General features: G+C 64.4%; 19 protein-coding genes and 1 pseudogene. 11 read left to right on the forward strand and 9 right to left on the reverse strand.

Annotated elements, in window-relative coordinates; genetic code table 11:
- Nucleotides 1–69 precede the first annotated feature (69 nt).
- A protein-coding gene (locus LDO15_RS05130; RefSeq protein ID WP_223979232.1) for an IS3 family transposase occupies nucleotides 70–1,214 on the reverse strand; the annotation gives its coding sequence in 2 pieces (ribosomal slippage) (nucleotides 70–941 and nucleotides 941–1,214; 1,146 coding nt in all).
- Between the two features lie 870 nt (nucleotides 1,215–2,084).
- On the opposite strand from LDO15_RS05130, the gene LDO15_RS05135 reads away from it, so the two are divergent.
- Nucleotides 2,085–4,001 (forward strand): DUF4209 domain-containing protein, encoded by a 1,917-nt coding sequence (locus LDO15_RS05135; protein ID WP_223984693.1) that lies wholly within the window; start codon nucleotides 2,085–2,087, stop codon nucleotides 3,999–4,001.
- 764 nt (nucleotides 4,002–4,765) lie between these two features.
- The gene (locus LDO15_RS05140) at nucleotides 4,766–5,251 is read left to right on the forward strand and encodes a GNAT family N-acetyltransferase (protein WP_223984695.1); all 486 of its coding nucleotides are present in this window, start codon (nucleotides 4,766–4,768) and stop codon (nucleotides 5,249–5,251) included.
- A 395-nt stretch (nucleotides 5,252–5,646) separates the two neighbouring features.
- Here the strand turns inward: LDO15_RS05140 and LDO15_RS05145 are convergent, their stop codons facing one another.
- Both LDO15_RS05145 and LDO15_RS05150 read right to left on the reverse strand, forming a co-directional pair.
- Nucleotides 5,647–6,333, reverse strand: coding sequence for a DUF2290 domain-containing protein (locus LDO15_RS05145; RefSeq protein ID WP_223984696.1), 687 nt, complete (start codon nucleotides 6,331–6,333; stop codon nucleotides 5,647–5,649).
- Nucleotides 6,326–8,125 (reverse strand): ATP-binding domain-containing protein, encoded by a 1,800-nt coding sequence (locus LDO15_RS05150; RefSeq protein ID WP_223984697.1) that lies wholly within the window; start codon nucleotides 8,123–8,125, stop codon nucleotides 6,326–6,328. The genes LDO15_RS05145 and LDO15_RS05150 overlap by 8 nt, the downstream gene beginning before the upstream one ends.
- Nucleotides 8,126–8,197: 72 nt before the next feature.
- Here LDO15_RS05150 and LDO15_RS05155 point away from each other — a divergent pair, with 72 nt between their 5' ends.
- Together LDO15_RS05155 and LDO15_RS05160 are read left to right on the forward strand one after the other, a co-directional pair.
- On the forward strand, nucleotides 8,198–8,377 hold the full coding sequence (locus LDO15_RS05155; RefSeq protein ID WP_223984699.1) for a hypothetical protein: 180 nt from the start codon (nucleotides 8,198–8,200) through the stop codon (nucleotides 8,375–8,377).
- Nucleotides 8,378–9,031: 654 nt separating this feature from the next.
- Complete coding sequence (locus LDO15_RS05160) at nucleotides 9,032–9,799, forward strand: hypothetical protein (protein WP_223984701.1); 768 nt, start codon at nucleotides 9,032–9,034, stop codon at nucleotides 9,797–9,799.
- A gap of 20 nt (nucleotides 9,800–9,819) precedes the next feature.
- Here the strand turns inward: LDO15_RS05160 and LDO15_RS05165 are convergent, their stop codons facing one another.
- From LDO15_RS05165 to LDO15_RS05175, 3 genes are all read right to left on the reverse strand, one after another.
- Nucleotides 9,820–11,106 (reverse strand): NAD(P)/FAD-dependent oxidoreductase, encoded by a 1,287-nt coding sequence (locus tag LDO15_RS05165; RefSeq protein WP_223984703.1) that lies wholly within the window; start codon nucleotides 11,104–11,106, stop codon nucleotides 9,820–9,822.
- A 95-nt stretch (nucleotides 11,107–11,201) separates the two neighbouring features.
- The gene (locus tag LDO15_RS05170) at nucleotides 11,202–11,696 is read right to left on the reverse strand and encodes a GNAT family N-acetyltransferase (RefSeq protein WP_223984705.1); all 495 of its coding nucleotides are present in this window, start codon (nucleotides 11,694–11,696) and stop codon (nucleotides 11,202–11,204) included.
- The gene (locus LDO15_RS05175; RefSeq protein ID WP_223984707.1) at nucleotides 11,693–12,565 is read right to left on the reverse strand and encodes a ribokinase; all 873 of its coding nucleotides are present in this window, start codon (nucleotides 12,563–12,565) and stop codon (nucleotides 11,693–11,695) included. Before LDO15_RS05175 ends, LDO15_RS05170 begins: the two co-directional genes overlap by 4 nt.
- A 141-nt stretch (nucleotides 12,566–12,706) precedes the next feature.
- Here LDO15_RS05175 and LDO15_RS05180 point away from each other — a divergent pair, with 141 nt between their 5' ends.
- Together LDO15_RS05180 and LDO15_RS05185 are read left to right on the forward strand one after the other, a co-directional pair.
- A complete protein-coding gene (locus tag LDO15_RS05180) occupies nucleotides 12,707–14,143 on the forward strand; it encodes an MFS transporter (RefSeq protein WP_223984709.1) in 1,437 nt (478 codons plus the stop codon).
- Between the two features lie 32 nt (nucleotides 14,144–14,175).
- Nucleotides 14,176–15,195 carry a nucleoside hydrolase gene (locus LDO15_RS05185; protein ID WP_223984711.1) on the forward strand — a complete coding sequence of 340 codons (1,020 nt, stop codon included), beginning with the start codon at nucleotides 14,176–14,178 and terminating at the stop codon, nucleotides 15,193–15,195.
- 219 nt (nucleotides 15,196–15,414) lie between these two features.
- On the opposite strand, the gene LDO15_RS05190 is transcribed toward LDO15_RS05185, so the two are convergent.
- A complete protein-coding gene (locus LDO15_RS05190; RefSeq protein WP_223984712.1) occupies nucleotides 15,415–15,978 on the reverse strand; it encodes a dihydrofolate reductase family protein in 564 nt (187 codons plus the stop codon).
- A gap of 224 nt (nucleotides 15,979–16,202) precedes the next feature.
- Between LDO15_RS05190 and LDO15_RS05195 the strand changes: the two genes are divergently transcribed.
- Nucleotides 16,203–16,475, forward strand: a complete 273-nt coding sequence (locus LDO15_RS05195) for a DNA gyrase subunit A (RefSeq protein ID WP_223984713.1) — start codon at nucleotides 16,203–16,205, stop codon at nucleotides 16,473–16,475.
- 108 nt (nucleotides 16,476–16,583) lie between these two features.
- Here LDO15_RS05195 and LDO15_RS05200 read toward each other — a convergent pair whose 3' ends face one another.
- Nucleotides 16,584–17,945 carry a DUF2252 domain-containing protein gene (locus LDO15_RS05200; RefSeq protein ID WP_223984714.1) on the reverse strand — a complete coding sequence of 454 codons (1,362 nt, stop codon included), beginning with the start codon at nucleotides 17,943–17,945 and terminating at the stop codon, nucleotides 16,584–16,586.
- A gap of 71 nt (nucleotides 17,946–18,016) precedes the next feature.
- Between LDO15_RS05200 and LDO15_RS05205 the strand changes: the two genes are divergently transcribed.
- From LDO15_RS05205 to LDO15_RS05215, 3 genes and pseudogenes are all read left to right on the forward strand, one after another.
- Nucleotides 18,017–18,193, forward strand: coding sequence for a hypothetical protein (locus LDO15_RS05205; RefSeq protein ID WP_223984715.1), 177 nt, complete (start codon nucleotides 18,017–18,019; stop codon nucleotides 18,191–18,193).
- 301 nt (nucleotides 18,194–18,494) lie between these two features.
- Nucleotides 18,495–18,851 (forward strand): annotated as a pseudogene (locus LDO15_RS05210) (nucleoside hydrolase); the annotation flags it as partial.
- Between the two features lie 149 nt (nucleotides 18,852–19,000).
- Complete coding sequence (locus tag LDO15_RS05215) at nucleotides 19,001–20,242, forward strand: S8 family serine peptidase (protein ID WP_223984717.1); 1,242 nt, start codon at nucleotides 19,001–19,003, stop codon at nucleotides 20,240–20,242.
- 2 nt (nucleotides 20,243–20,244) lie between these two features.
- Here the strand turns inward: LDO15_RS05215 and LDO15_RS05220 are convergent, their stop codons facing one another.
- The gene (locus LDO15_RS05220) at nucleotides 20,245–21,021 is read right to left on the reverse strand and encodes a GntR family transcriptional regulator (protein WP_223984719.1); all 777 of its coding nucleotides are present in this window, start codon (nucleotides 21,019–21,021) and stop codon (nucleotides 20,245–20,247) included.
- 236 nt (nucleotides 21,022–21,257) lie between these two features.
- Between LDO15_RS05220 and LDO15_RS05225 the strand changes: the two genes are divergently transcribed.
- Entirely contained in the window at nucleotides 21,258–22,025 is a 768-nt protein-coding gene (locus tag LDO15_RS05225; protein ID WP_223984720.1) for a hypothetical protein, read from the forward strand.
- Nucleotides 22,026–23,380: the final 1,355 nt, after the last annotated feature.

The raw sequence follows: 23,380 nt of genomic DNA on the forward strand, positions 1-23,380 counted from the left end.
TCAGCAGTCTTCGCTTCTTGGTGACACGGGACTGCCCCGGAATTCGTTGACTCTCGGGGTTTGGTGTCGCTAGGCGGCTTTGAGGCCGCTATTGATTGTCTCAAACTCGACCGGTGTTAGCCGTCCGAGGCGCCGCTGGCGGCGTTTCCGGTGGTACGTTTTCTCGATCCACGTCACGATGGCCAGGCGCAGGTCCGCCCTTGTGGACCATCGCTGGCTGTCCAGCACGTTCTTCTGCAGGAGCGAGAAGAAGGATTCCATGGCGGCGTTATCGGCGCACGCGCCGACCCGTCCCATCGATCCTGTGAGCCGGTTGCCCTTCAACGTCCGCACGAAGGCGTTTGAGCGGAATTGGGAGCCGCGGTCACTATGGATCACGGTTCCCTCCGGCTCCCGGAGCGCTATTGCGTTGTGCAGGGCCGAGACTGCCAGGGACGCCTTCATCCGGGAATCGATGGAGTAACCCACGATCCGGTTGGAGTAGACGTCTTTGATGGCGCACAGGTAGAGCTTGCCCTCGTCGGTCCGGTGCTCGGTGATGTCCGTGAGCCACAGCCGATCCGGTGCCGTTGCTGTGAAGTCCCGCCGGACGTGGTCATCGTGCACGGGCGGGCCGGCCTTGCGGGTCAGGCCGCGCTTCTTGGCGAAGACAGACCAGATCCGCTGGCTGCTGCACAGCCGTGCGACCCGGTTCTCTCCGGCGCTGAAACCCTGGTCTTCGAGCTCGTCGGCGATAAACCGGTACCCGAACCCCGGATCGTCCCGGTGGACGTCCACCGCCGCGTTGATCAGGTGGGCATCTGACCAGTCGCGCTCGGAGACGGGACTTCTCTTCCATTCGTAGAAGGCCTGTTTGGAGAAACCCAGCACCCGGCAGGCCACCGCGACGGGAATTCCGTCCGCGGCAAGGTCAAGGACCAGCGGAAACTTCATTTTGGGGGCAGCTCCCGGGCGAAGAAGGCCGCTGCCCGGCGCAGAATCTCGTTCTCCTGCTCCAGCAGCCGGATCCGCTTCCTGGCATCCCTGAGTTCTGCCGCTTCCTTCTCCGTCACTCCGGGGCGGACGCCGTCCTCGACGTCGGCTTTCTTGAGCCAGTTGTGCAGGGTCGCTTCGGAAATCCCGAAGTCTTTAGCGATCTGTGAGATCGGGGCTTCGTGCTTGCGTGCCACGGCGACCACGTCACGGCGGAACTCAGCGGGGAAAGGCTTGGGCATGTGAACATCCTTGCTGCAAGGACTGAATCCTCACAAGTCAGGAGTCAACAAAACCGGGGGCAGTCCCCATCACCTATCGGCGACCCCTGACCACCGGCTCCCGTCTAGACGGATTTTCAGGAGCGGGTGCATCGTTCGCCTGGGCCACGCTAAGCCCTTGGCTGTTCTGGACCTCTCGGAGATGATGAATGCAACGGACTGAGAGGGGCAAGGAAGTGTCCGCTCACAATGAATAAGGTAAAGCGTCCAAGGAAGAATCCATCCTCCGGATTCGGCGGGGAATACGGGCGGCCCAGCTTCGGATTACCATGGACGAGGTTCAGAGGCGTCAGACGTCGGAGGCGGTAGTACGACTGGCGAAGCTGACACCGCCGCGGTTGCCGTCACCCTTCGTTACGCTGAGAACGCCGGACGGAAAGCTCCGGGCAGATCCCGGCGTGCCGGAGGAAACTGGCTATCCACGTGCGCCGCAACATTCTGGCCGCGCAGCTCCGAGTGGCCCTGGACAAGGAACGGGGCCGCGTGACCCCCGAAGCCGTCACGAGGCTCGCCCAGATGGAGCTTCCAGAACTGGAATAAGCCGTCGGCGTCGCCTCGGAGTAATTGGGCCACCAGCTGATAAGCCGTCGATGCGGGGAACGATGCGCACTAACTGCAATAGGATGGGCTTGATCGGCTGTTTCGGAGGGCCTGACCTCCGACCCCGCCGCCTATTGATGCGTAAACGACGTGTCTCGTGCCCGGAGCGGGCACAGGGTGAGCGACTGTGCTCGAAGGGATCCGCAAATCGGTTCCATCGGCAACCGATTTGAGGGGCGAAACATTGGCACCGCCCGGAGACGCGAAGGGGGACGAGCGGCGATGGAGCCGATGAGCGACGAGATTGACCCGCTTTGGTGGGAGGGTGTGCTGACCGCGGCACCGCTGGATGGCCCGTATGAACTGCCAGAGTTGTTGTCGGCGCATCTCGACCGGGCGGCTGCGGATCCGGCGGTCATCGGGCTTCAGGAGCTGGTCCTGCAGGCGCTGGCGACGGTCTCGTCGGCGATGTTGAATACCGATGATTGGTTGGAGCCGTTTACACCCGCGATGCAGTTCGGTGGTAAGCGAACGTTAGTGCCGGCGGACTTAGATGAGGACCAGGTGGCGTTGCTGGCCCGTATCGCTCCGCTGATAAAGCGTGACGATTTGCGGGCTCGGGTTGCTGACGTCGCATGGTTCTACGGGGACCGGTCTAATGTCGCGATGCTGGACCGAGCCATCGACGCGTACCGGGCGGCGCCGCTAACAGGCGATGCGTGGTTCAGGGTGGGCAAGGACGCGTGGGTTCGGGCGTTCGAGCTTGCAATGCGGCGCGGACCGGACGGCCGCGCCCGAATACAGGAAATGTCGGACGCGCTCAAGGCTCAGATCTTGGCCGGCGAGGTGTCGGACAACTTCAGGACCGTGGGGTTCGCGGAGACGTTACGTCGGCATTGCCGGGTCGACGCGGCCGGGCGCGTTGAGGTGCGCGAGGCGCTATTCGGGCTTGCGGCACAGGCCTCATCGATAAACCCTCGCCTGTCACGTCATCTGGAGCGTGAGGCGCTCGCGTGGCTGGGTGGTTCGGATGTGGCGGCGGCGAACGCTGCGACTGAGCGCGTAGCGCGGACCTACATCGAAGAGGCGGATGCGCGCATCCAGGCGGACTCGAAGGAGGGTGTGCTCGTCGAAGGCCACTTCGTGGAGAAGGCGATTGCGGTCCTGCGAACCATCCCGCGCTCCTATCGCGTTGAGAACGGTCTCGTCGAGCTCCTTGACGAACTCCGCGGCCGGCTACGTGATAGCCGGGAGTCGTCGATGGAGCAGATGATGCGCATTGAGTCGGACCCAGTCGATCTGACAGATGCCGTGTCCTATGCGCGGTCGCAAGTCTCGGGTCACACGGACAAGTTCGACGCGCTCGCTGCTTTCGCGATGCTTGCACCGCCCATGGACGAATCCAGTACGCGAGAGAACGCCGCCAAGATGCTGGAAGGCACCATCAGCCACATCTTCGCGTCCTCGACGTTTTCCTCCGACTTCCGGAAGGTTGCCGCCAGTCCAGGGTCTTCGGGTCAGGACGACGAGAACGCGATTTGGGCCAATATGGTCCGCACGGTGTTCTTTCACTCCCAGATGGTCGGAAAGGGCGTCATCCAGCCTGCACAGGAGGTTTTGACGACCGAGCACCGGTTCAGTCGGCAATACATGGTGTCGCTGTGCATGGAGTCGCCTACGGTGCCGGAGGGGCACGAGACGTTGTGGGGCGACGGGCTGGCGCTCGGCTTGGGCGGCAACTACGGTGCTGCGGTCTCTGTTCTGATACCTCAATTGGAACAGGTCGTGCGGGTCATGTTGAAGCGGCACAACGTGGATACGCTGTTCGTCGATGAACTCGGCGTGGAGAGCGAGAAGAGTTTGAACGCGCTTCTTGACATGACCGATACTGAGAAAATCTTCGGTGCGGGGATGGTCATGGAGATGAAGGCGATGCTGGTCGTCCAAGGCGGCCCGAACCTGCGCAACAACGTTGCGCACGGCCTTCTTGACGACAACTCGGCGTGGAGCTACTCGGCGCTGTACATGTGGTGGTTCTGCCTGCGACTCGTGACGTGGCCGGTCACCAAGAGTATGAACAGCGCGCGGACGCAGGCTGCGAAGCCTGACGAAGACTCCGTGATGGCGGCCCGCGGAGCGGACACCGATCCGACAACAGAGACCGCAGAAGATGCCGCGCCGGGGACCTCGACGGAAGGTTCGCGTTAAGACAAGCAAGTCGGTTGTCGGGGCTGCCGGGCCGGAGGATGCCAAGTGCGCTAGGCACACTGGGGTGTAAGCGGGGAAGTGGTCAACTCGTGTGCGACTGGGGTCAGTCAGACGAGCCCGGCCTGGCTGCAAGGGAAAAGACAGGTCCTCTTGATCCAACGCACGGTTGCGACCCAGATTTCCTCCGGGTAGTCCGCCGGCGCCTCACGTGGTTCTTCTGCGGCAGCGAGAAGAGGGACTCCATCGTCGCGCGGTATATCGAGCAACCGCGGCGTGACGGTTGAACGCGAGTACGAACCTGCGGCTCAGGGTTGTAGCCTGCGGTGGTTGTCCGGGAGGCAGCCCGGTTACGTCCCCGCCTTCAGTCTGGCGGTAGGCGAGTCAAAGCCCGTTAGTCTTCGACAAGGGGTTGTTTGGTGACGGAACGTGGTGAAGCTCCGCTTCAACTCCGGGACGTGCGCGGGGCAACTATGACCTATGTGTTCCTGGCCGCCCCGCCCTCGATGCGAAGCAGACTCACAACATAATGACCGTTATGTTGAGCGTCTTAACCCCTAGTGCCATCTTCTCTCAATCGACGGCGGACTTCCCCCCAGGCGGCGAGGTTGGCAAGGCCCCGATTCGGCGGAAAGATGAACTGGCGTCGGTGAGTCGGCATCCACGAGCCACAGTAGCAGGGGTCCTGCTGGCGCGGGTGCGTCTTCAGGCAGCAGAGTCATTGAGGCAGGAGCGTCTGGAAATGCCGAGAGAAATGAGGTGCGAGTATGTATCTCATGCTGATAAGGTGCGCCACCGCGGCCGATACAGCTTCCGTTGCGGATCTCATTGAGGGCTGGAGACCAGATGAGAGTTACAGGATGCGGACTGGCCGGCGAACTCAGCGGGACCCAGAATGGGTAGCGATTGCGAATGGGAAGACGCTGGGGTGGCTGGAGGGGCGCCACGAGCAACCGGAGATCTGGAAGCACTTGGCCGAGTACGCGAATAGTCCGGAGGGACGGCGTTGCTCGTACATCAAGGAAGTATTTGTCAGTTTGGAGGGCCGGTCACTGCGCGGCGTCGGAAGCGCGCTCCTAGCTGGATTCGAGGAGGAAGCCAGGACTTATGGGAATACTCTGATCGTGCTGAACCCCGACTCCTCTGCACCAGGACTCGAGGAGAAGTTGCGAATCTTTTATGCCAAGAACGGCTACTACCTTCCCGAGCCTGTAGATGGATTTCCCAAGTACCTGCTAGCAAAGAAGATATAGGTAGAAGGGTCTGGGGCGAGCCTGTATTGCGTCTGTTGCACTATCGCCATCAGACCTTGAGTGATTTTCGCTGTCGGCGTGCCAGTCGGAACCCACCTGAAAAGCTCCGGTCCGGACGAACTTGCCAGGCTGGTGAGCCGGGGTCGTCAGGTCTCCTTTCCTGGCGGGAGACCTTTTGAGCTGAACGTGACTGCAGGAAGGGTTCGCACTCGCGGACCCGGTCGTGGTGGAGGATCGCGTCGAGCTCAACGGACAAGGCCGTCGCTGGGCCGCTCAACGGGCCGCGGCTTAGTTGCGGATTCAGCAATCAAGGTTCGGAAGACAGATCGCGTAGCAGGGTCTTGGATCACACGATTCCTGCAATCCCATCTGAGCCGCTAATGTGTGTGATTGCTTCAGTTGCATGGCAATGAGATGTGGACGAGGGCTCGCTCGCCGTCCGTGATGGTTTGCGGCATTACAGCCCGAGCGGCAGGCAAGCCATCAGTCGGCAGCGTCGTCTTCCCGCGGTAAAAGCTCCGGAGAACAAACTCGATGAAGTGGTAGGGCGTGATGGCCGCTGAGGCTGCGATCCGGCAGTTGGGATATTGGCCGAGTGTTAAGTGGCTGACGGGGTGCAAGACTTCCTTCACGACGTCTTCTGAGTCGTCGTAGTCGAATCGCAATGGAACAGTCACCGCGCGTTTGTCGATCACATCTCCGTACGGCTCATCGTGAAGATACAGCTCTGGGTCTTCCTGGAACGTGACGAGCGTCGGTGAGGGGAGAAAACGCAACTCGCTCTTCGCGAGAGTGTCTGCATCCCTAAATAGGAACCTAAACTGCACGAATGCCCCGTCGAGAAACTTTAGGTCGTAGGCGCGAGACTCCGCTAGTCGAGCATAGAGCTCGGAATACGGAATCTTCTCCTGCATTCGAGGCGCATCCGCCCAGTAGTTAGCCTCCAAGGCAACGTAGCCGTTCATGCCCGGGCGGCGCGCAACCAAGTTCTGGTCGTCCACAAGTCCCTTACCCACCAAAAAGACCGTCACGTCCTCTATTTCCTTCTTGAGGAGTTCGACAGCAGGTTTCCGCTTACTCATGACGTAGAAGTGCCTCAAGCCGCGCCAACGTTGCTGGATCGAGATCCTGCGGATAGAACGAGCCGGACTCCAGGTCTTCTACGAGCCTTTCCAGCGAAGATCCGTGCCCGCGAAGCCGCTTCTCCACCTCGGGTGGCACCTCCCTGTGCAGAATCTGCATCGTCTTACGCTCGTCCTCGGTCGGGTACACAAAGTCCAAAGTGAAGCCCGAAGCTTCGATTTTCTTGTATTCATCTAGAAGGTCCTGCATCTCGGGTCCAACGCCGGTGACTCGTACCCAACCTTTGCTTCGGGTGATGGCGGTGAAAAGGCGGTTACGCGTACGTGCCTGGTTCTGCTTCGTGGAAAAGTTTTCGTGCGCATTCGCGACGTAGATCATTGCAGCTTCGTTGCCTTTAGCGCGATAGATCCCGGTGAAAGTTACGCTTCGTTCGTCTTGTCTGAAGAAGATGTCTGCGCCAACATCTACGCCGGCGAGGTGGCTCTGAATGCTCCGTTCCATTAGCGCGCGACGCACGGGACCAAGGTTATTTCGAGTCGTGAGAGGGTTTGGATTGATTACGATAATGTCGTTGGCAACTAGTTCATCTTGATTGAGATTTTGTTCAATCTCATTTGCAATCCATTCATTCTGTTCATTGACAGTGTCGAAAACTCTGAAAGTCAGAAGGTCCCCGGGAGACGAGTGCTCTTCTAAGAAGCGGGGGCTAGATTCGGCGTCACGCTCAAGTCTGACGTGTTGACCGTCCCCGAGTGTGCCCTCTCTCACCCGGTAACCAACATCTGTCCAAAGATCCTTCTGCTCAAAGATCTGGACGATGCCCGTGGTCGCAGGAGGAGAGGGATCCTTGTAGATGCCGAAACCCAGGGCATGTGCGGTTACCAAAACAGGCCTGGAGTTGCGGTAGCACTTCTCCAGAATGATGTCGCGTCGCCCGCCTTCCGCGCCCCCGAAGTCCACGCGCGGGCGCCCTGCGCTTGTGCTGCCAAATATTTCCTCCGCCGGGGGAAGGCCTGCGCCGTTAAGGGTTTGCAATTCGTCGTAGGCATAGACCAGTCGCTTCTTCTCACCCAGCATCTCGTAACACATCCGCAGGAAGGCAGGCGGGAGATCTTGGGCTTCATCAACGAGGATCGCGTCGTATAGCGGCTTGGAACTTTCGGCTTCGCCTAGGGCCAGTTCGCAGACTCCTCCTAATGCGTCCTGTGCTCCATACATGCCCTTACCCGAACCGAAATCGTAGTATGTGGCTCCGTTCTCGACGCAAAACCGGTGATACAGCCCTTCACGATTGCCGCCGCCGGAAGCTCCCCACGCTTGGATTATGTCCACCATGGACCAGTCCGGTTCGTCGCCTGTCTGGTCTATTGTGAAATTGTTTATGAATCGCCGGAACTGGTCCCGTAGAGACCTCGTGTTGAAGGTCACCGCGATCCGCCAATCGGGGTGCTGGGCGTGCAGGTATGCCGCTTTGAGGGCCAAAACGACCGTCTTGCCGGAACCCGCCAGTCCTCTGATCCGTTGCACGTCCTCTGCCGTCTCGATGACCGCATGACTCTGCTGGGCGTCCAGAGTGGCAATTGAGTCTTCCAAGCGCTTTAGTATGGCTCCGCGGGAGTCCTCGCGACGGACAGGCCGGACAGCGCCGGAGCGACGAATGCTAGACATGCTCTGGAGTGCCGAAAGGGCGCGCTCATGAATCTCCGGTTCAAAGTCCGCGCTGACCATGCGGGAAAGGGCCTCGTGGATGGTTGCGGCGTTGGCGACTGGGTACTCAAGATCCTCAGGCACTCTGGACATCCCTGGCGCGAACGTCAGGGTGTGGACCTGCACCTTTAGCCGGCGTCGATCTACAAGTGACGGATGAGATTTGAGTCGGACTTCGAGACGGGTGTAGACGTCATCCTGACGAGTCTGGTAGTCGCCAAGGTCGGCACCTTCGACTATGTCGAACGCTACGACTCCAGTGCGCGGGGACACGTAAACGGCATCAAGAGGACCCCTGTCCTCAGACACCGTCGTAACTGGGTAGCCGATGGTTAGATGGCCGCCTGCGGGAGCAGTTTCGGATTCGAAAAACCGTGCCAACGCTTCGCTCGCTGCGGGCTTTCCATTCGTACCGCGGCTGACCACATTGGGGAGTGACTCCTGAGACATAGTCTGAGATTACAGTGGATATCGATGTTCCGGCCGGAACCGGTTTCGGCCGGAGCAAGGTTGCCTGATATCTCCGCGTACCCCGGGGGCCGAGGATACTCGCGTGGCATGAGTGGCGGCGAAGGCATACCAGCGGGAGCCGGTCTTGCAGGAGGACCCCGCCACGTCATAGATGATCTTTCCTTGCGGAATCCGGACGGGGTGGGTTGAAGTTGCGTACCGGTCACTACGGGCGTATTCCGAGGGCCGGCCCGCCAGATCCCGGCGACGATGGGGAAGCAGGCGGCCGCGTCACCAAGCCACCGTGAAAATTCTGTTACCGCTGGACTCTTCCAGATAAGCAAAAGGCCCTGCTTCCCTTTGTTTACAATGGAAGAAGGGCCTTTCTCATCCGCGGTGACGGTGGGATTTGAACCCACGTTCGGGTCCACTTCCCCAAAAGTACGGGACAATGGAAGTCCCGAGCCATGAAAGCGGGCCACCTTGATGAGTCTCCAGCAGGATGCCGACGGCTTGAGCCGGCTTCATCCGGCTGAGTCCATGTGTCTGATCAGTGCCGGCGGCGCCGGCCATCTCGATCCGCTGCTGTATCCGTGGGACCCGCCCGTGGCCTCCGGTGTCATGGACGGTAATGGGTTCCGGCCCCTTGGGCTTTCAGCGGGACTGGATGAGGCCCTCCTGCAAGCGGGTGCGGCACCGCTGGAGGCCCGTTCCCTGGTGGTCTCCATCGGTTCGAATTCAAGCGCCGACGTGATGCGGCGGAAATTCGCCAACTACCACCAGCCTGTCAGCGCGGTCCTGCCGCTGGTCCGGGGGCAGCTCCACAACGTCGCCGTTGGCCACTCCGCCCACGTGAGCAAGGCCGGCTACATCGCCGCCGCCCCGTATCCGCTGATGGAAGAGTGCACAGCGGTCTGGCTGTCGTGGCTGGACGAGGTCCAGCTGATGGCCCTCGACAAAACGGAGCCCAACTACCGGCGGATCCTGCTGGACGGCGACGCCTGCCCGCTCGAAGCGGACCACGGGGAACCTCCGGAGGAGTTTTCGCTGTTCACTTCGCGCTGGGGCGTGCTGACCGACGGCGACGGCGGGAAGCTTCCCTTCCTCGACCAGCCTGCGCTCTTCGGGCTCCTCGCCGGCAGCGGCACCGGGGACCTCCTGGCGGAGGGGAAGTCCGTGTTCGAGGGGCCGCCGGAGCTGGTTGTCGAGCAACTCGCAACTCCCGCGGTCCAGGCCTGGGCCAGGGAATGGTTCAGCTCGGCCGGCCTCGCCGCTCCAGTGGACTTCGACGGGCCTTGCGCCGGGTAGCCACGTCTGGAACGTCTCCTTCACCGGCCCGCGATGTTCCCCGCAATGTGCTGCGCAATGTACTCGGCATCGCGGCCCACGCCCGCCACGATGGACGAGCCGTGCCCGGTCAGCCACGGCAGCCCGACGGCGTACAGGCCCGGGTGTTCGGTGACGCCGCGGTGGTGCCGGGGGTAGTTCCATTCGTCCAGCACCGGGATTTCCAAGATGCTGAAATCCAGCCGGTAGCCCGTGGCCCAGAGGACCGACGTGACGTTGGCGGCCTCGAGGTTCAGCCGCGCCGGCTCCGAGGGAAGCCAGTCGTCCTTGCGCGGCGGCTCCGGCTCCGGTGCCGACATGCCGGTGGCGGCAATATAGCTGTCGAACATCGGCTTCATCCGCTGGTAGAACGCCGCCTCCACCAGGCCCAGGCGTTCCGGAAGGTCATCACTGAAGACGAGGTCGCCGTCGTCGGCTGCTTCCAAATGGCCGTGCAGCCGGACGCCGCGCCGGCCGAGGTCCCGCAAGTGGATGTCGTGGCCGCCGTCGGCGCCGGACACCAGCGGGTTGCAGGCGAACCTCGCCGCGGGGGAGGGCAGCTGCCCGACGGTGAGGCCGTTCAGTCCGTAGTCGGGGCCGAATTGTGCAAGCTGCATCATCCAGTAGAGGAGGTCCTGGCCGCGGTACCGGCGCGGTGCTTCCGGGCAGGTGGACACCGCCAGGTGGATTTCGCGGCCGACGGCGAGCAGTTCCTCGGCGATCTGGCCGCCGGACTGGCCGGTGCCAACGATGAGCACGGCCCCGTCGGGCAACTGGCCCGGGTTGCGGTAGCTGTCGGTGTGAAGTTGCAGGATGTGGCCAGGCAGTTGCGCCGACAGTGCGGGGATTTTCGGCTCCTGGTAGCCGCCGGTAGCGAGCACCACATTCCGGGCCCACCAGCCGCCCCGGGTGGTGGCCACGGTGAAGCCCCCGCCATCCGCGGGCGCGATACGCGTGACGTCCGCACCCGTCCGGACAGGAGCGCCGATGAGCTCCGCATAGTGCCGGAAATGGCTGATGAGGTCATCCCGCGGCATGAATGCTTCCGGGGCGGGGCCGTCATACGGCATGCCGGGCAGCGCGAGCGAGAAGTTCGGCGTGTTCAGGCAAAACGCGTCCCAGCGGTCCTGCCACGCCCCGCCCAGCGTGTCGCGCCGTTCCAGCAACTGATGTTCGACGCCGGCCCGGCTTAGCCAGTAGCTCGTGGCCAGGCCAGCCTGCCCGGCCCCGATGATAAGGGTGTTGACGCTTTGCGGAGCCGCACGTCGCGCGGCCGTCGGGGTCTCCATGGTTCTTCTCCCGTAGCCATATGTGCAGAGCTGGCTTTGTTGGCAGGATATGCCCGCATCGTCGCCGCGTACAGCAGCTTCCCGGGGAGGCTTCTTTACACCTCCAGCCGGAACACCCAGAGAAGCACATCCTCGCCGGGCACGTACCAATCGCCGGCCGGAACCCTCTGGAAGCCCAGGGATTCGTAGAGACCATGGGCCCGTTCCATGAACGTCGCACTCGTGATGCTGATTCCGCTGATATCCGGCAATGACTGCGCATGGTCGAGGATCCGGCGGACAACGGCGCGTCCCACCCCGTTGCCTTGAACAGCCGGATCAACAGCGAGCATCCGGAACTCCAGCTCATTGTCGCGGGCGATCTCGCTGTAGGGCTGCCCCGCGAAGGTCAGCGTCACCGCCGCGATCACCGCGCCCGAGGCTTCGGCCACCCACGCCTCGGCATGCTCCGCCCGGTGTTCCACGTTCTCCAGCACGCTCATGTACGGGTGCCCGCCGGAGAAATGACCGGGGCGGAGGTACGCGTCCCGGGTGATCCTCCGGACCGCTGGATAGTCGGCCGGCCCGGCAGGTCTGAATTTCAGGTTCACCGGCAAGCAACCCCGGTTTCTGCAACCCGGGCAATGTACGTCTCCAGCGGAGCCAGCGCCGGCTGGGACGAGGGGTCGCCCACCGCATCGGCCCCCACGGCATTGGCCACAGCCAGCGCCGTCGAGTAGTCCAGCCCAGCCCGCAGCGCCAGAACCAGAGCCGCGCAAAACGCGTCGCCCGCACCGATGGTGTTCGCGACCGTCACGGCCGAAGCGGGGGCCTCTGCCAACCGTCGCCCGCGCTCGAGCATCGCCGATCCGTCCTTTCCGTACGTCACCGCCACCAGCTTTGCGTCGGCCAGGGCCGGAATCAGCTGGTACTCGCTCTCGTTGACGATCACCAGGTCGCACCGCTCCAGCAGCTCGGCCGGCAGGTCCATGGCCGGTGCGGCGTTCAGGACGAAGATCCCGGCGGAGCGCCGAGCGGCTTCCTGCACCACGGGCAGGCCGACCTCGAGCTGGCACAGCACCGTCTCGTCCGGGCCGAAGGCCATACCCTCCAGTGAGAACCCTGAGTTGGCCCCCGGGCAGACCACGATCTGGTTTTCGCCGTCACGGTCCACCACGATCAGCGCCGTACCGGTCGCGCCGCCGTCGAGCACTGCCACATCGGCGGTGTCCACTCCCGCGCCGGACAGGGACTCGACCATCAGACGGCCCTGGGCGTCGTCGCCCACGGCGCCGATCATCCGGGCGCTCCCGCCCAGCCGGGCGGCGGCAATGGCCTGGTTGGCGCCCTTGCCGCCGGGCTGCTGCTGAAGGACACCGCCGCCCATGGTCTCGCCGGCGGTGGGCAGCCGGTCCGTGGTGGCGATGATGTCCAGGTTGATGCTGCCGACGACGGTGACGGCAGGAAGTCGAGTGCTCATGAAGAAGTCCTATCAGGTCGAGCCAGAGGCGGCTGGATTAGGAAATAGTGTACGGCATGGTTGTACTTGCGTGTCAGACATGGTTGTATAACAACTCACATCCTAAAGGCAGGATCCGCCTGCAGAACAAAGGAGTTTGATGTGAACACCCCGGCAACAGTCGCCACCTCGCCGCCCGCCGCCGTCGGAAACCCGAAGGGCGAGGACCCCACAAAACTCGGCGGCCGCCGCGCCGCCCTGCTGATCTCCACCCTGCTGCTCGGCGTGCTGTCCTTCCAGCTCAACGCCAGCATGGTCACCCCGGCGCTGCCCCAGATCGCGGCCTCCTTCGGCCAGGGACCCGACAGCGTGGCCCCCGTCCAGTCCATGTTCTTCCTCGCCGGCGCCATCGCCGGGCCCGTCATCGGACGCTGGAGCGACTTCATCGGCCGCCGCGCCGCCCTGCTCCTGGTCCTCGGCATCATGGGCGCGGGAACCATTCTCTGCATCGCCGCCCCCACCCTGCCGCTCCTCATCGCCGGCAGGTTCCTGCAGGGAGTCTCCAGCGCGGTCTTCGCGCTGGCCTACATCGTCCTGAGCGAAAACCTGCAGGCCCGCGTCTTCGGCACCTCCGTGGGCATCATCGCCGCCATCAACGGGGGAGTGGGCGGCGCGGACGGCTACGTCGGCGGCCTCATGGCCGAAACCCTCGGCTTCCGGTCCATCTTCGTCGTAGTCCTCGTCCTGACGGCCATCGCCGCTGCCTGCATCATCAAAACCGTCCCGAAGGGACGCCCCCAGGGTGTCCGCGGTGCGATGGACTGGTGGGGCGCCGGATCGCTGTCCCTGTTCCTGGTCTTCATCACTTACTTCGTCTCCGACGGCTCGGCCGCGGGCTGGACTGCGCCCAGCGCACTGGCGCTGCTCGCCGGAACCGTCGTGTCCTTCGCCGCCTTCTGGATGATCGAGAAAATGCGGAACCACCCGCTCATCGCCGTCCACCACCTGCGCTCCCGCCAGGTCTGGCCCGTCATCGCCACCACCGTCCTGACCCTCGCCGGCATCTTCGCCATCATCAACTTCACCGTGGTGCTGCTCACCCAGGACGTCCACCACGGCTTCGGGCTCAGCGCCTCCCTGTCGGCGCTGCTGTTCCTGACCCCCGCCGCGCTGATCGGCGTCTTCGCTGCACCCCTGGCCGGCTGGCTCGCCGACCGCCGCGGCTGGATCAAAACCCTCCGGGCCGGAACCGGGCTGAGCCTGGCCTGCGCCATCGCCGCGGCTACGTTCTCCGACAACCAGATCGCCGTCCTGATCGCCATCGCGGCCCTCGGCATCTTCTACAACGGCCTCTTCCTCACCGCCATCAACGGACTCTCCGTCCTGCTCTCACCCAAGGAAGCACCCGCCGCCCTGCCCGGCATCAACGGCGCCTCCTTCGGCATCGGCGCGAGCCTCGGCGTCGTGCTCGTGGCACCGTTCGCCGCCCAGGCCACCTCCGCCGGCTACGCCACCGCCCTCTGGATTTCGGTCGCCATCACCGCGGCCGCCTTCCTCGTCAGCCTCTTCGTCGCCGCCCCCAAGGGCGAAAAGCTCTGACCTCCACACCAGCACCAACTGAAAGAAGAACCATGACCACGCCCACCAGCCACCCGTTCTACCTCGACTGCGACACCGGCATCGACGACGCCCTCGCCCTGGCCTACCTGCTCGCCTCCCCGCACGCGGACCTCCGGGGGATCGGCACCGTCAGCGGCAACGTCAGTGCCGCCGTCGGCGCCCGGAACACCCTGGACCTGCTCGAGCTCGCCGGGCACGCCCACGTCCCCGTCGCCCTCGGCGCGCACGACCCCCAGGCCGGTTCATTCGGCGGCGGAGCTCCGTGGGTGCACGGCGCCAACGGGATCGGCGAGGTCACGCTTACGACGGCGGCTGCCGGGCTGGCGGCCGAGTCTGCCGCCGAGATGCTGGTCCGGCTTGCCCACGAACACCCCGGCACGCTGCGCATCCTGGCCATCGGACCGCTCACCAACATCGCCGCAGCGCTCCGCCTGGACCCGGGGCTGCCCGCGCTGGTGCAGGACATCACCATCATGGGCGGCGCCGCGTTCGCGCCCGGGAACGTCACCGCCGTGGCCGAGGCCAACATCGCCAACGACCCCGAAGCCGCCGCGGAGGTGTTCGCCGCCGGCTGGGACGTGACCCTGGTGCCGCTGGACGTCACCATGTCCAATGTGCTCGAGGAAAGCCACCGGCAGGAACTGCTCGCCTCTTCCGGTGCTGTGCCGCGGGCGCTGGGGGAGATGCTGGGCTACTACTTCCGCTTCTACGAGAGCCAGTTCGGCCGGGCCTGCTCGGCGATGCACGACCCCCTCGCCGCGGCCCTCGCGGTGGGCGGCGTCAGCGCGGCGTTGGCGCCGGTGGTGACGGTCGACGTCGACACCACGTCCGGACCCGGCCGCGGGCAGACCATCTGCGACCTCCGCGGGCGCTACATGGACTACCCCGAGCAGCCCGGTGCCCGCTGCCGGGTGGTCCTTTCGCTTGAGGATGACTTCGCGCCGCACCTGGTGGAGACGTTGCTGTCATCTTCCGAAAGTTCTGAACGTACGACGGCGGCGCTCGCCTCCGCGGTTCCGTCACCGGTCTGAGTCCGTTCCCGCTCCGGGCTCTTGGACAGATAATGCACGCTTGGAATGACCCAAGCCGCATTATCTGTCCAAGAACGCCAGACGGGTCCAGCGACCCCACGCCACGGGCAGAGCTGGTCGCCGGGGCGGTGCGCAAGCACCTTCCGGACTATCTGCTGGCCACCGCCATGGGGCGGCTGGTGGCGGATGTACGTCCCCGACCGCGCGGAGGAATCGCGCTCAGCGCCTCGTCTCGTACCTGGTCAGGACCACGCCGCCGGGAAACGTCCGCGTCTCCACCAGATTCAGATTCACCCAATTGTCCAGCGCGGTGAAGAACGGCGTGCCGCCGCCCACCAGGACCGGATGGGTGACCAGCGCGTATTCGTCGATCAGCCCGGCCCGCATGGCCGCCCCGGCGAGCGTTGCGCCGCCGACGCTCATCGGCCCGCCGTCCCCGGCCTTGAGCCGGGTGATCTCGGCGACCGCGTCGCCGGTGACCAGGCGGGTGTTCCAGTCGACCGTGTCGATCGTCGAGGAGAACACGACCTTCGGCGTGTCCCGCCAGTTCCGCGCGAATTCGATCTCCGCCGGGGTGGCGTTGGACTGCTGGTCGCCGGTCGGCCAGTAGGAGCTCATGGTCTCCCACAGCTTGCGCCCGTACAGCGTCAGGCCGCTCGCCAGCTCCTGCTCGAGCCACCACTGGAAGAGTTCGTCGCTCGGCCCGCCCCAGCCGATGTCGTCGCCGGCCGCGGCGATGTAGCCGTCCAGGGTCAGGTTCATGCCGTAGATCAGTTTCCGCATGGCGCCAGCCTTCCGTCAGTCGGTCTCCAGCTTATGGACCAGCACGGCGCGGTAACCTCCGTCGTCCCGCACATGATCAGCAGCGTCCTGTCCCTCAAAGCCCACCGTAACGGCAATGATCTGGATGCCATAGCCTTCGGTCCTCGATTCAACTGAGCTGTCTGGTGAAGGATCCCCCACTGGACGCAATGCCCCAATGACTTCCGTCGTGCAAGAATCACCGCATGGACGAGGATGAGCGGCAGACACGGCAAGAACTGATGATCCTCGATGCCCTGATGCAGGCGATGGATCGGCGTGACGAGGTCTTCCAGATAATTGAGGATTCAGAGGACGTGGACGAAGCAAGGCGTCGGGTGGGTCAGCTGTTGGGTGTGGGAGAGTTGCCCAGCCGGGCAGTCCTCGACCTGCAGGCTAGAAGACTCACCCGCGACCAGCGTCAGGCCCTCGCTTCCCGTGTAGAAGAACTCAGATCAAAGTTGCCTGATGCCCGCTGAGGACTTCGTGCTCTCGCTCGATTACTGGTTCCCTCAGCGCGACGTTACTAGGAACCAGCTGCTCACCGTTGTGCCGGCCTTGCACGACTTGGAGCTTGCACCTGACGGTCAGGGCGCAGCGCGAAGGGCCTCATAGTCGAGCAGCGATTGCCGGGCGTAGCTGAACGACCAGTCGACAACAGCTTCGGTGGCGGCCTCCGATTGCCCCAGGTAACCGAGGATCTGGCCTGCCGCGGGGCTTTGCGCGTGGGCGCGTGCGAGCAGGAGTGCGCACGTGCGGACGTAGTCGAAGAACGGGACAAAGTCGAGTCCCGCCAGGTCGATCGATCCCTTCATGTCATGGAACTGGCGCACGTAGTAGTCGCGTTCGTCGTTCTGCAGATGCCCTAGGAACGGATCCGACACTGCCTGCAGCACCCGTTGGAGCTGGACCACGCGGGTACCCTGACCATGCTCTGCCACATCCTGCGCGCTGCTGGGCTGCGGGATGCCGCCGTAACGTTGCAACACTGACTGCCCGGCCTCCTTCACCTGGAGCAGCAGCGCATCCCCATCGGGGGACTGCAGCAACTGCAGGAAGCAACGGGTCCCGACGCTCCCGACGCCGACCACACGGCGGGCCAGATCGGTGGGGGTGTACTGGGCCAGAACGGTGCGGACGTCGAGACTGACCGTGCGGCGGTATTCGGCGAACAGGCGCGGTACCACGTCGGTGTTCTGCACGGGCGCAGTCGTCATTGCCGGAGGCCGTTCAACGAAACGCAGGCGACCGTCGTGGTCTATCTGCGTCGTGCGACGCACGGCCCGCTGGTTGGTGCGCTTCCTGGCCGCCCTGATCGCGTGGTGCAGCACCTTCTGGGCGTCCGCGCTCAGGAGGCTGCGGGCGAATTTGATGTTGCTATGCATGTAGTAGCGCTCGTACGGGTTTCGTTCCAACATCGTCGTCAGTGCGCTGCGATACGCCCCTACGGTCCCTTGTGCTGCCTTGCGCACCTCGCGTTCCGTGTACTCGGCGTGCATTCCGCCGACCACCACGCTCGTGACGAGCCGTTTGAGGTCCCAGTCCCACGGGGCTGCGCCGGCCTCGTCGAAGTCATTGAGGTCGAAGACGAGTTTGCGTTCCGGGGAGGCATAGAAGCCGAAGTTGCTGATGTGCGCGTCACCGCATGCCGCGACCACGATCCCCGAGTGCGGGTCGCGGGCGAGGTCCATGGCCATCAGCCCGGCCGTCCCTCGGTAGAACGCGAAGGGGTTCTCGAGCATGCGCTCCATGCGCAGGGGCACCAGTTCCTGATTGCGGTCTTCGTTCTGTTCGCGGATATGAGCGACGGCGTCACGCTGTGCCGTGCTCCGCTCGGCCAGTGCACTACGCGGCGTGGTCCGGCGCAGTTGGCGGCCGCGGGCATACGCATCGGCACGGCTCAACTGCAGCTCTTCGCGAACCGGTGCGGAGGAGGACTCGTCAGGCATGAGGTCATTTTGGACGCCCGCACCCGGTTCCGCAACAGGCCAACGAGACGCCACAAATAGTGCACGCGAGCGTGCTTGACGTACTGCGTCAGCACGAGCACCGGATCCGGGGCGCGCAGGTCGAGCAGCTTGGCGCGGCTCGGCCCCACCTGGCTGAGGCTGGTCTGGCATTCGCCGGGACCCAGTACCCTACCGAAGCGGCTATTGAGGCTGGCGAGCAGGGTGCCGTCGTCGTCTTCCATCTCTAGCGGCGCCGGCGCAGCGGAACTGCTGCCCAGGCTGACCGGGAGCGCGGAGATGTTTCCTGCAGGTGGGCGATGGCTTCGCCGTCGCGGATCAGGACCGACTCCCACAGCCAGCAATCGGCGCCGCGCTCCACGCCCACGCCGGGGCCACGAACTCGGAGGCCGGCTGCCGCTGCCGTTGGATGCGTTTGATCTCGATGTGTTGTTCGGGGCCGCCCAGGACTTCCTCGAAGGGGCGGATCCGCTCGATGCCGATGCGGGGCAGGGTGTCGGCTACGAACCGGCCGACGCCACGGCGGGCCCGCTGGGGGAGATGCTGGGCTACTACTTCCGGTTCTACGAGAGCCAGTTCGGCCGGGCCTGCTCGGCGATGCACGACCCCCTCGCCGCGGCCCTCGCCGTGGGCGGCGTCAGCGCGGCGGTGGCGCCGGTGGTGACAGTCGACGTCGACACCACATCCGGGCCGGGACGCGGCCAGACCATCTGCGACCTCCGCGGGCGGTACATGGACTACCCGGAGCAGCCCGGCCCCCGCTGCCGGGTCGTGCTGGAGCTCGACCGCGACTTCGCGCCGCACCTGGTGGAGGTGCTGCTGTCATTTTCTGAAAGTTCCGAAAGTCCGACGGCGCGGCTCGCCTCCGCCGTCCCGTCACCGGCCTGAACTGCCGGCCTGAATCCCGGCCGCCGCGTGTTTGTGGACAGATGCCGCCCGTGGCGCGACCCAAGGGCGGCATCTGTGCACATGACCCGCAAGGGTAATTTTCCGGCAGACGCTTCCGGCCGGTGCAGATTCGGGACAAGATGCTCCGTATGAAAAAACTTGTTATAGCCGGCTTCGGAGCGGTGGTCCTGGCTCTTGGTGCGGTCACCGCAGCTGTCCCGGGCAACGCGGCAACGGAGCCGCAGCAGATCACGGGTCAGATCCTCGTCAAGTTCCGCGATAACGGGGCGGCAGCGGACGTCCTACGCCAGCATGGCCTCAGTGAAGGCCCGGGTGTCGGCAGCACCGGCGCTCACGTGGTCAATGTCCCGGCCGGCAAGGAATCCCAACTCATCGACGCTCTGAGCCGCAACCCGGCCGTCGAATACGCCGAGCCGGACGAGACGGTCACTGCCGCGACGGATGACCAGTATTTCCCCCGCCAGTACGCCCTGCAGAACACGGGCCAATCGTTTACGAACACGGCCGGCACGCTGACCGTGGCCGGGTCCACCCCGGACGCCGATGTGGACGCCGTCGAAGCCTGGACCGTCACCACCGGGAGCGGCATCAAGGTTGCTGTTCTCGATTCCGGTGTTGCCAGCGACAACCCCGACATCAACCCGAAGGTTGCACTGCGGGCCAACTTCAGCACTGCGGCAACCAACGAAGACAATTACGGCCACGGTACCCACGTGGCCGGCCTCGTCGGCGCCAGCGCCAACAACACGATCGGTGTCGCCGGCGTGTGCCCGGGCTGCTCGGTCCTGGCCGGCAAGGTGCTCAACGACAGCGGTGTCGGATCCAGCTCGAGCCTTGCCAACGGCATCGACTGGGCTGTCACGAACGGTGCGAAGGTGATCAACATGAGCCTGGGAGTGCGGGCGTCACGCACCCTCGAGACGGCCATCAACAACGCCTGGAGCAAGGGCGTGGTGCTCGTTGCCGCAGCAGGCAACGGAGGCAACCAGAGCAAGATCTACCCCGGCGCGTACCTCAACGTCATTGCCGTCGCCGCCACCGACAACGCCGACGCCAAGGCATCGTTCTCCACCTACGGGGCCAGCTGGGTGGACATCGCAGCACCCGGCGTCAATGTCTACTCAACCTTCCCCAACCACCCCTTTGTCCTCGGAACACAGAACAACCGCTCCTTCGGTTACGACGTCGGCAACGGGACCTCCATGTCCTCCGCCGTCGTCGCCGCAACGGCCGCGCTTGCCTGGAGCTCCCACCCCGGTGCGACGAACACGTCAGTGCGTGCAAACGTCGAATCGACCGCCGACAAGATTTCCGGCACCGGCACCTTCTGGGCGAACGGCCGCGTGAATGCAGACAAAGCCGTTCGCTAAGGCTAGAGCGACTGCATCACCGAGAGGTGTCCGGCCCGGTCCGCGATGAGGCATTTGGCCAGGTAGAAGGGCCGGTTCGCGTGTTTGACGTACTGCGTGAGCACAAGGACCGGGTCCGGGGCGCGCAGGTCCAGCAGCTTCGCGCGGCTCGGACCCACCTGGCTCAGGCTGATCTGGCACTCGCCCGGGCCGAGGCCCCTACCCGCCGCCTTGGTGAGGGCGGCAAGCAGGGTGGTGCCGCCGTCGTCGTTAATTTCCAGCGGCGCGGCGGCACCGCCGGCGAACCGGACGGGAAGGGCGGAGATGTTTTCCTGCAGTTGGGCGATGGGCTCGCCGTCCCTGATCAGGACGGATTCCCACAACCAGCAGTCCTCGCCGGGCTCGATCCCGACGCCCGGGGCCGCGAATTCGGAGGCCGGCTGCCGCACCACCTGGATGCGTTTGATTTCCACTTGCCGGCCGGGGCCGCCGAGGACTTCCTCGAAGGGCCGGATGCGTTCAATGCCGATGCGGGGGAGGGTGTCGGCGACGAACCGGCCGACGCCCCGGCGGGCCCTAATGAGGCCGTCCTCCTCGAGCAGCATCAGGGCCTCGCGGACCACGGTGCGGCTGACCTTCATGTCCGCGCCGAGCTCCGTCTCTGTGGGGAGCATCGAGCCGGGGGTGAGCAGGCTGTTGCGGATGGCCTCGGCGATCCGGGAGTACACGGCCACCCGGAGGGGCGAGCCGGGCTGGGCCTCCACCGGCTGGGACAGGAACCGGACGGCGTCCTCGTGCACGTTTTGCCTCGCTTGCGTTTGTTCGGGGATCTCAGCGTACCGCGGGGTGTGACGTGTTTGTTGGACAAGGCCCACTCGCGGGAAAGGCCTCGAACCGAAGCGGCGGGGGTGGCCGGCTCCTAAAGCTCCGAAGGTTCGCTTTCCCCAAAGTGCGGGACACTGGAAGTACCGACCACGAAAGCGGGCCCCCTGATGAGTCTCCAGCACGATGCCGACGGCGTCACCCGGCCGAGCCCATGGGACTGAGCGGGGCCGGCGGCGCCGGCCATCTCGATCCGCTGCTGTATCCGTGGGATCCGCCCGCGGCCTCGGGTGTCATGGACGGCAATGAATTCCGGCCCATGGAGCCTTCAGCCGGGCTGGATGAAGCCCTCGCGCAAGCCAGCGCGGCACCGCTGGAAGCCCGTTCCCTGGTGGTCTCCATCGGCTCGAATTCAAGCGCCGACGTGATGCGGCGGAAATTCGCCAGCTACCACCAGCCCGTCAGCGCGGTCCTGCCGCTGGTCCGGGGCCAGCTCCACAACATCGCCGTTGGCCACTCCGCCCACGTGAGCAAGGCCGGCTACATCGCCGCCGCCCCGTATCCGCTGATGGGGGAGTGCACAGCGGTCTGGCTTTCGTGGCTGGACGATGTCCAACTGATGGCCCTCGACGACACGGAGCCCAACTACCGGCGGATCCGGCTCGACGGCGAGGCCTGCCCGCTCGTGGCGGACCACGGGGATCGTCCGGAGGAGTTTTCGCTGTTCACCTCGCGCTGGGGCGTGCTGACCGACGGCGACGGCGGGAAGCTTCCCTTCCTGGACCAGCCCGCCCTTTTCTTGCTCCTCGCCGGCAGCGGCACCGGGGACCTCGCGGAGGAGGGGAAGTCCGTGTTCGACGGGCCGCCGGACCTTGTTGCCGAGCGACTCGCGATGCCCGCGGTCCAGGCATTGGCCAGGGAATGGTTCAGCTCGGCCGGCCTCGCCGTGCCCGTGGACTTCGACGGGCCCTGCGCGGGATAGCCGCCCCTCTCTCGAATGTCGCATTCACCGGGCGGCGATGTTCGGTGCATTATTCTCGGCGATGTGCTGTGCAATTTATTCGGCATCGCGGCCCCGACCACCAGGGTGTTGATGCTTTGCGGATCCGCATGTCGGGCGGCCGTCGGGGTCTCCAGAGTTCTTCTCCCGTAGCCAATGTGCAGGGCTGGCCTTGTTGGCAGGATATGTCCGCGGCGTCGTTTCAGGTCGCCGTCATCAGCGCTGCCACCGTTCCCCGCAACTGCCTGGCATCTTGAGGCCCCGCAAGGCAGCTATCCCCATGCCGGTGGAGGATCACGGACGGGTTACGTGCTGTATGGAGTTGATCGCGCTATTCGCAGCCAACACCGTCACCGTTGCGGTCCAAGCCGTAGATGTCACTTCCGACGACGGTCACTGGTCCTCGCACGTACGCTGGACCGTTGCCACTCCCGCCGGCGCAGTCCACGTCTGAAGCGATCGGTACGCATGCACCTGAATAGTTGCTATCGCATCCAGAGGGAGCTGCTGGGACAACCGGCCGAACGGGGGTTTGAACTTTGGCTGCGGCAGCCGCCGCGGCTGCAGCCTGCTGTTGTGCGGCTTCAGCGGCTGCAGCCTGTTGGCGGGCGGTTTCCGCGGCTGCAGCCTCTTGGCGTGCGGCTTCCGCCGCGGCTTGTTCCTGCGCAGCCTTGGCTTCCGCTTCTTTGGCGGCTGCATCAGAAGCCGCCTTGGCGGCAGCGGCTTTGAGGGCGAGCGAGGCGGCCGCTGCCCGAGCATCCTTTGCCCGTTTTGATGCTGATTGCTCCATCCACAGCAGCTTTCCGTCGTCAGCCTTCGTGCAGATAAAGACAGTTTGCTGGTGGGTTTCACTTGAATCTTCCGTGGTGCAGGAGATTGTTGCGGGTGCAGTAGTTGTGTCTGACGCTGTTGGCGTAGCGGAACTAGAAGCTGACGCCGTCGATAGTGAGGCCACAGCTTGGCCTCCACACGCTGTCAGCGCCAGGAGAGCAGCGCTCGCCATGACTGCGGTCTTTGCTAGCCGACCAGAAACTCGTGAAAGCCGATTGCCGTCGGTCGAGTGGCAAGTCATTCCGTCCAGAAATCGAACATCTTTGCGCTCAAAGCGTGTATTCATTTGTGCCCCCACAAATCAGATTCAGATGAAAGTTCTCGCCGACCTTAGCACTGGAACTCGCGTTCGATATAGACTTCTCTACTCAACAAAATCTGTCATTTACGCCATTAATTTGTGTCAACTGCAATAGCTCTGCATTTCGCTCTTGGTTCGCCCGTAGCTGGTGGTCAGCCCGGCCTGCCCGGCCCCGATCGCCAGGGTGTTGACCCACTGCGGAGCC

It is taken from the genome of Arthrobacter sp. NicSoilB8 (genome assembly GCF_019977355.1).
Lineage (GTDB): Bacteria > Actinomycetota > Actinomycetes > Actinomycetales > Micrococcaceae > Arthrobacter.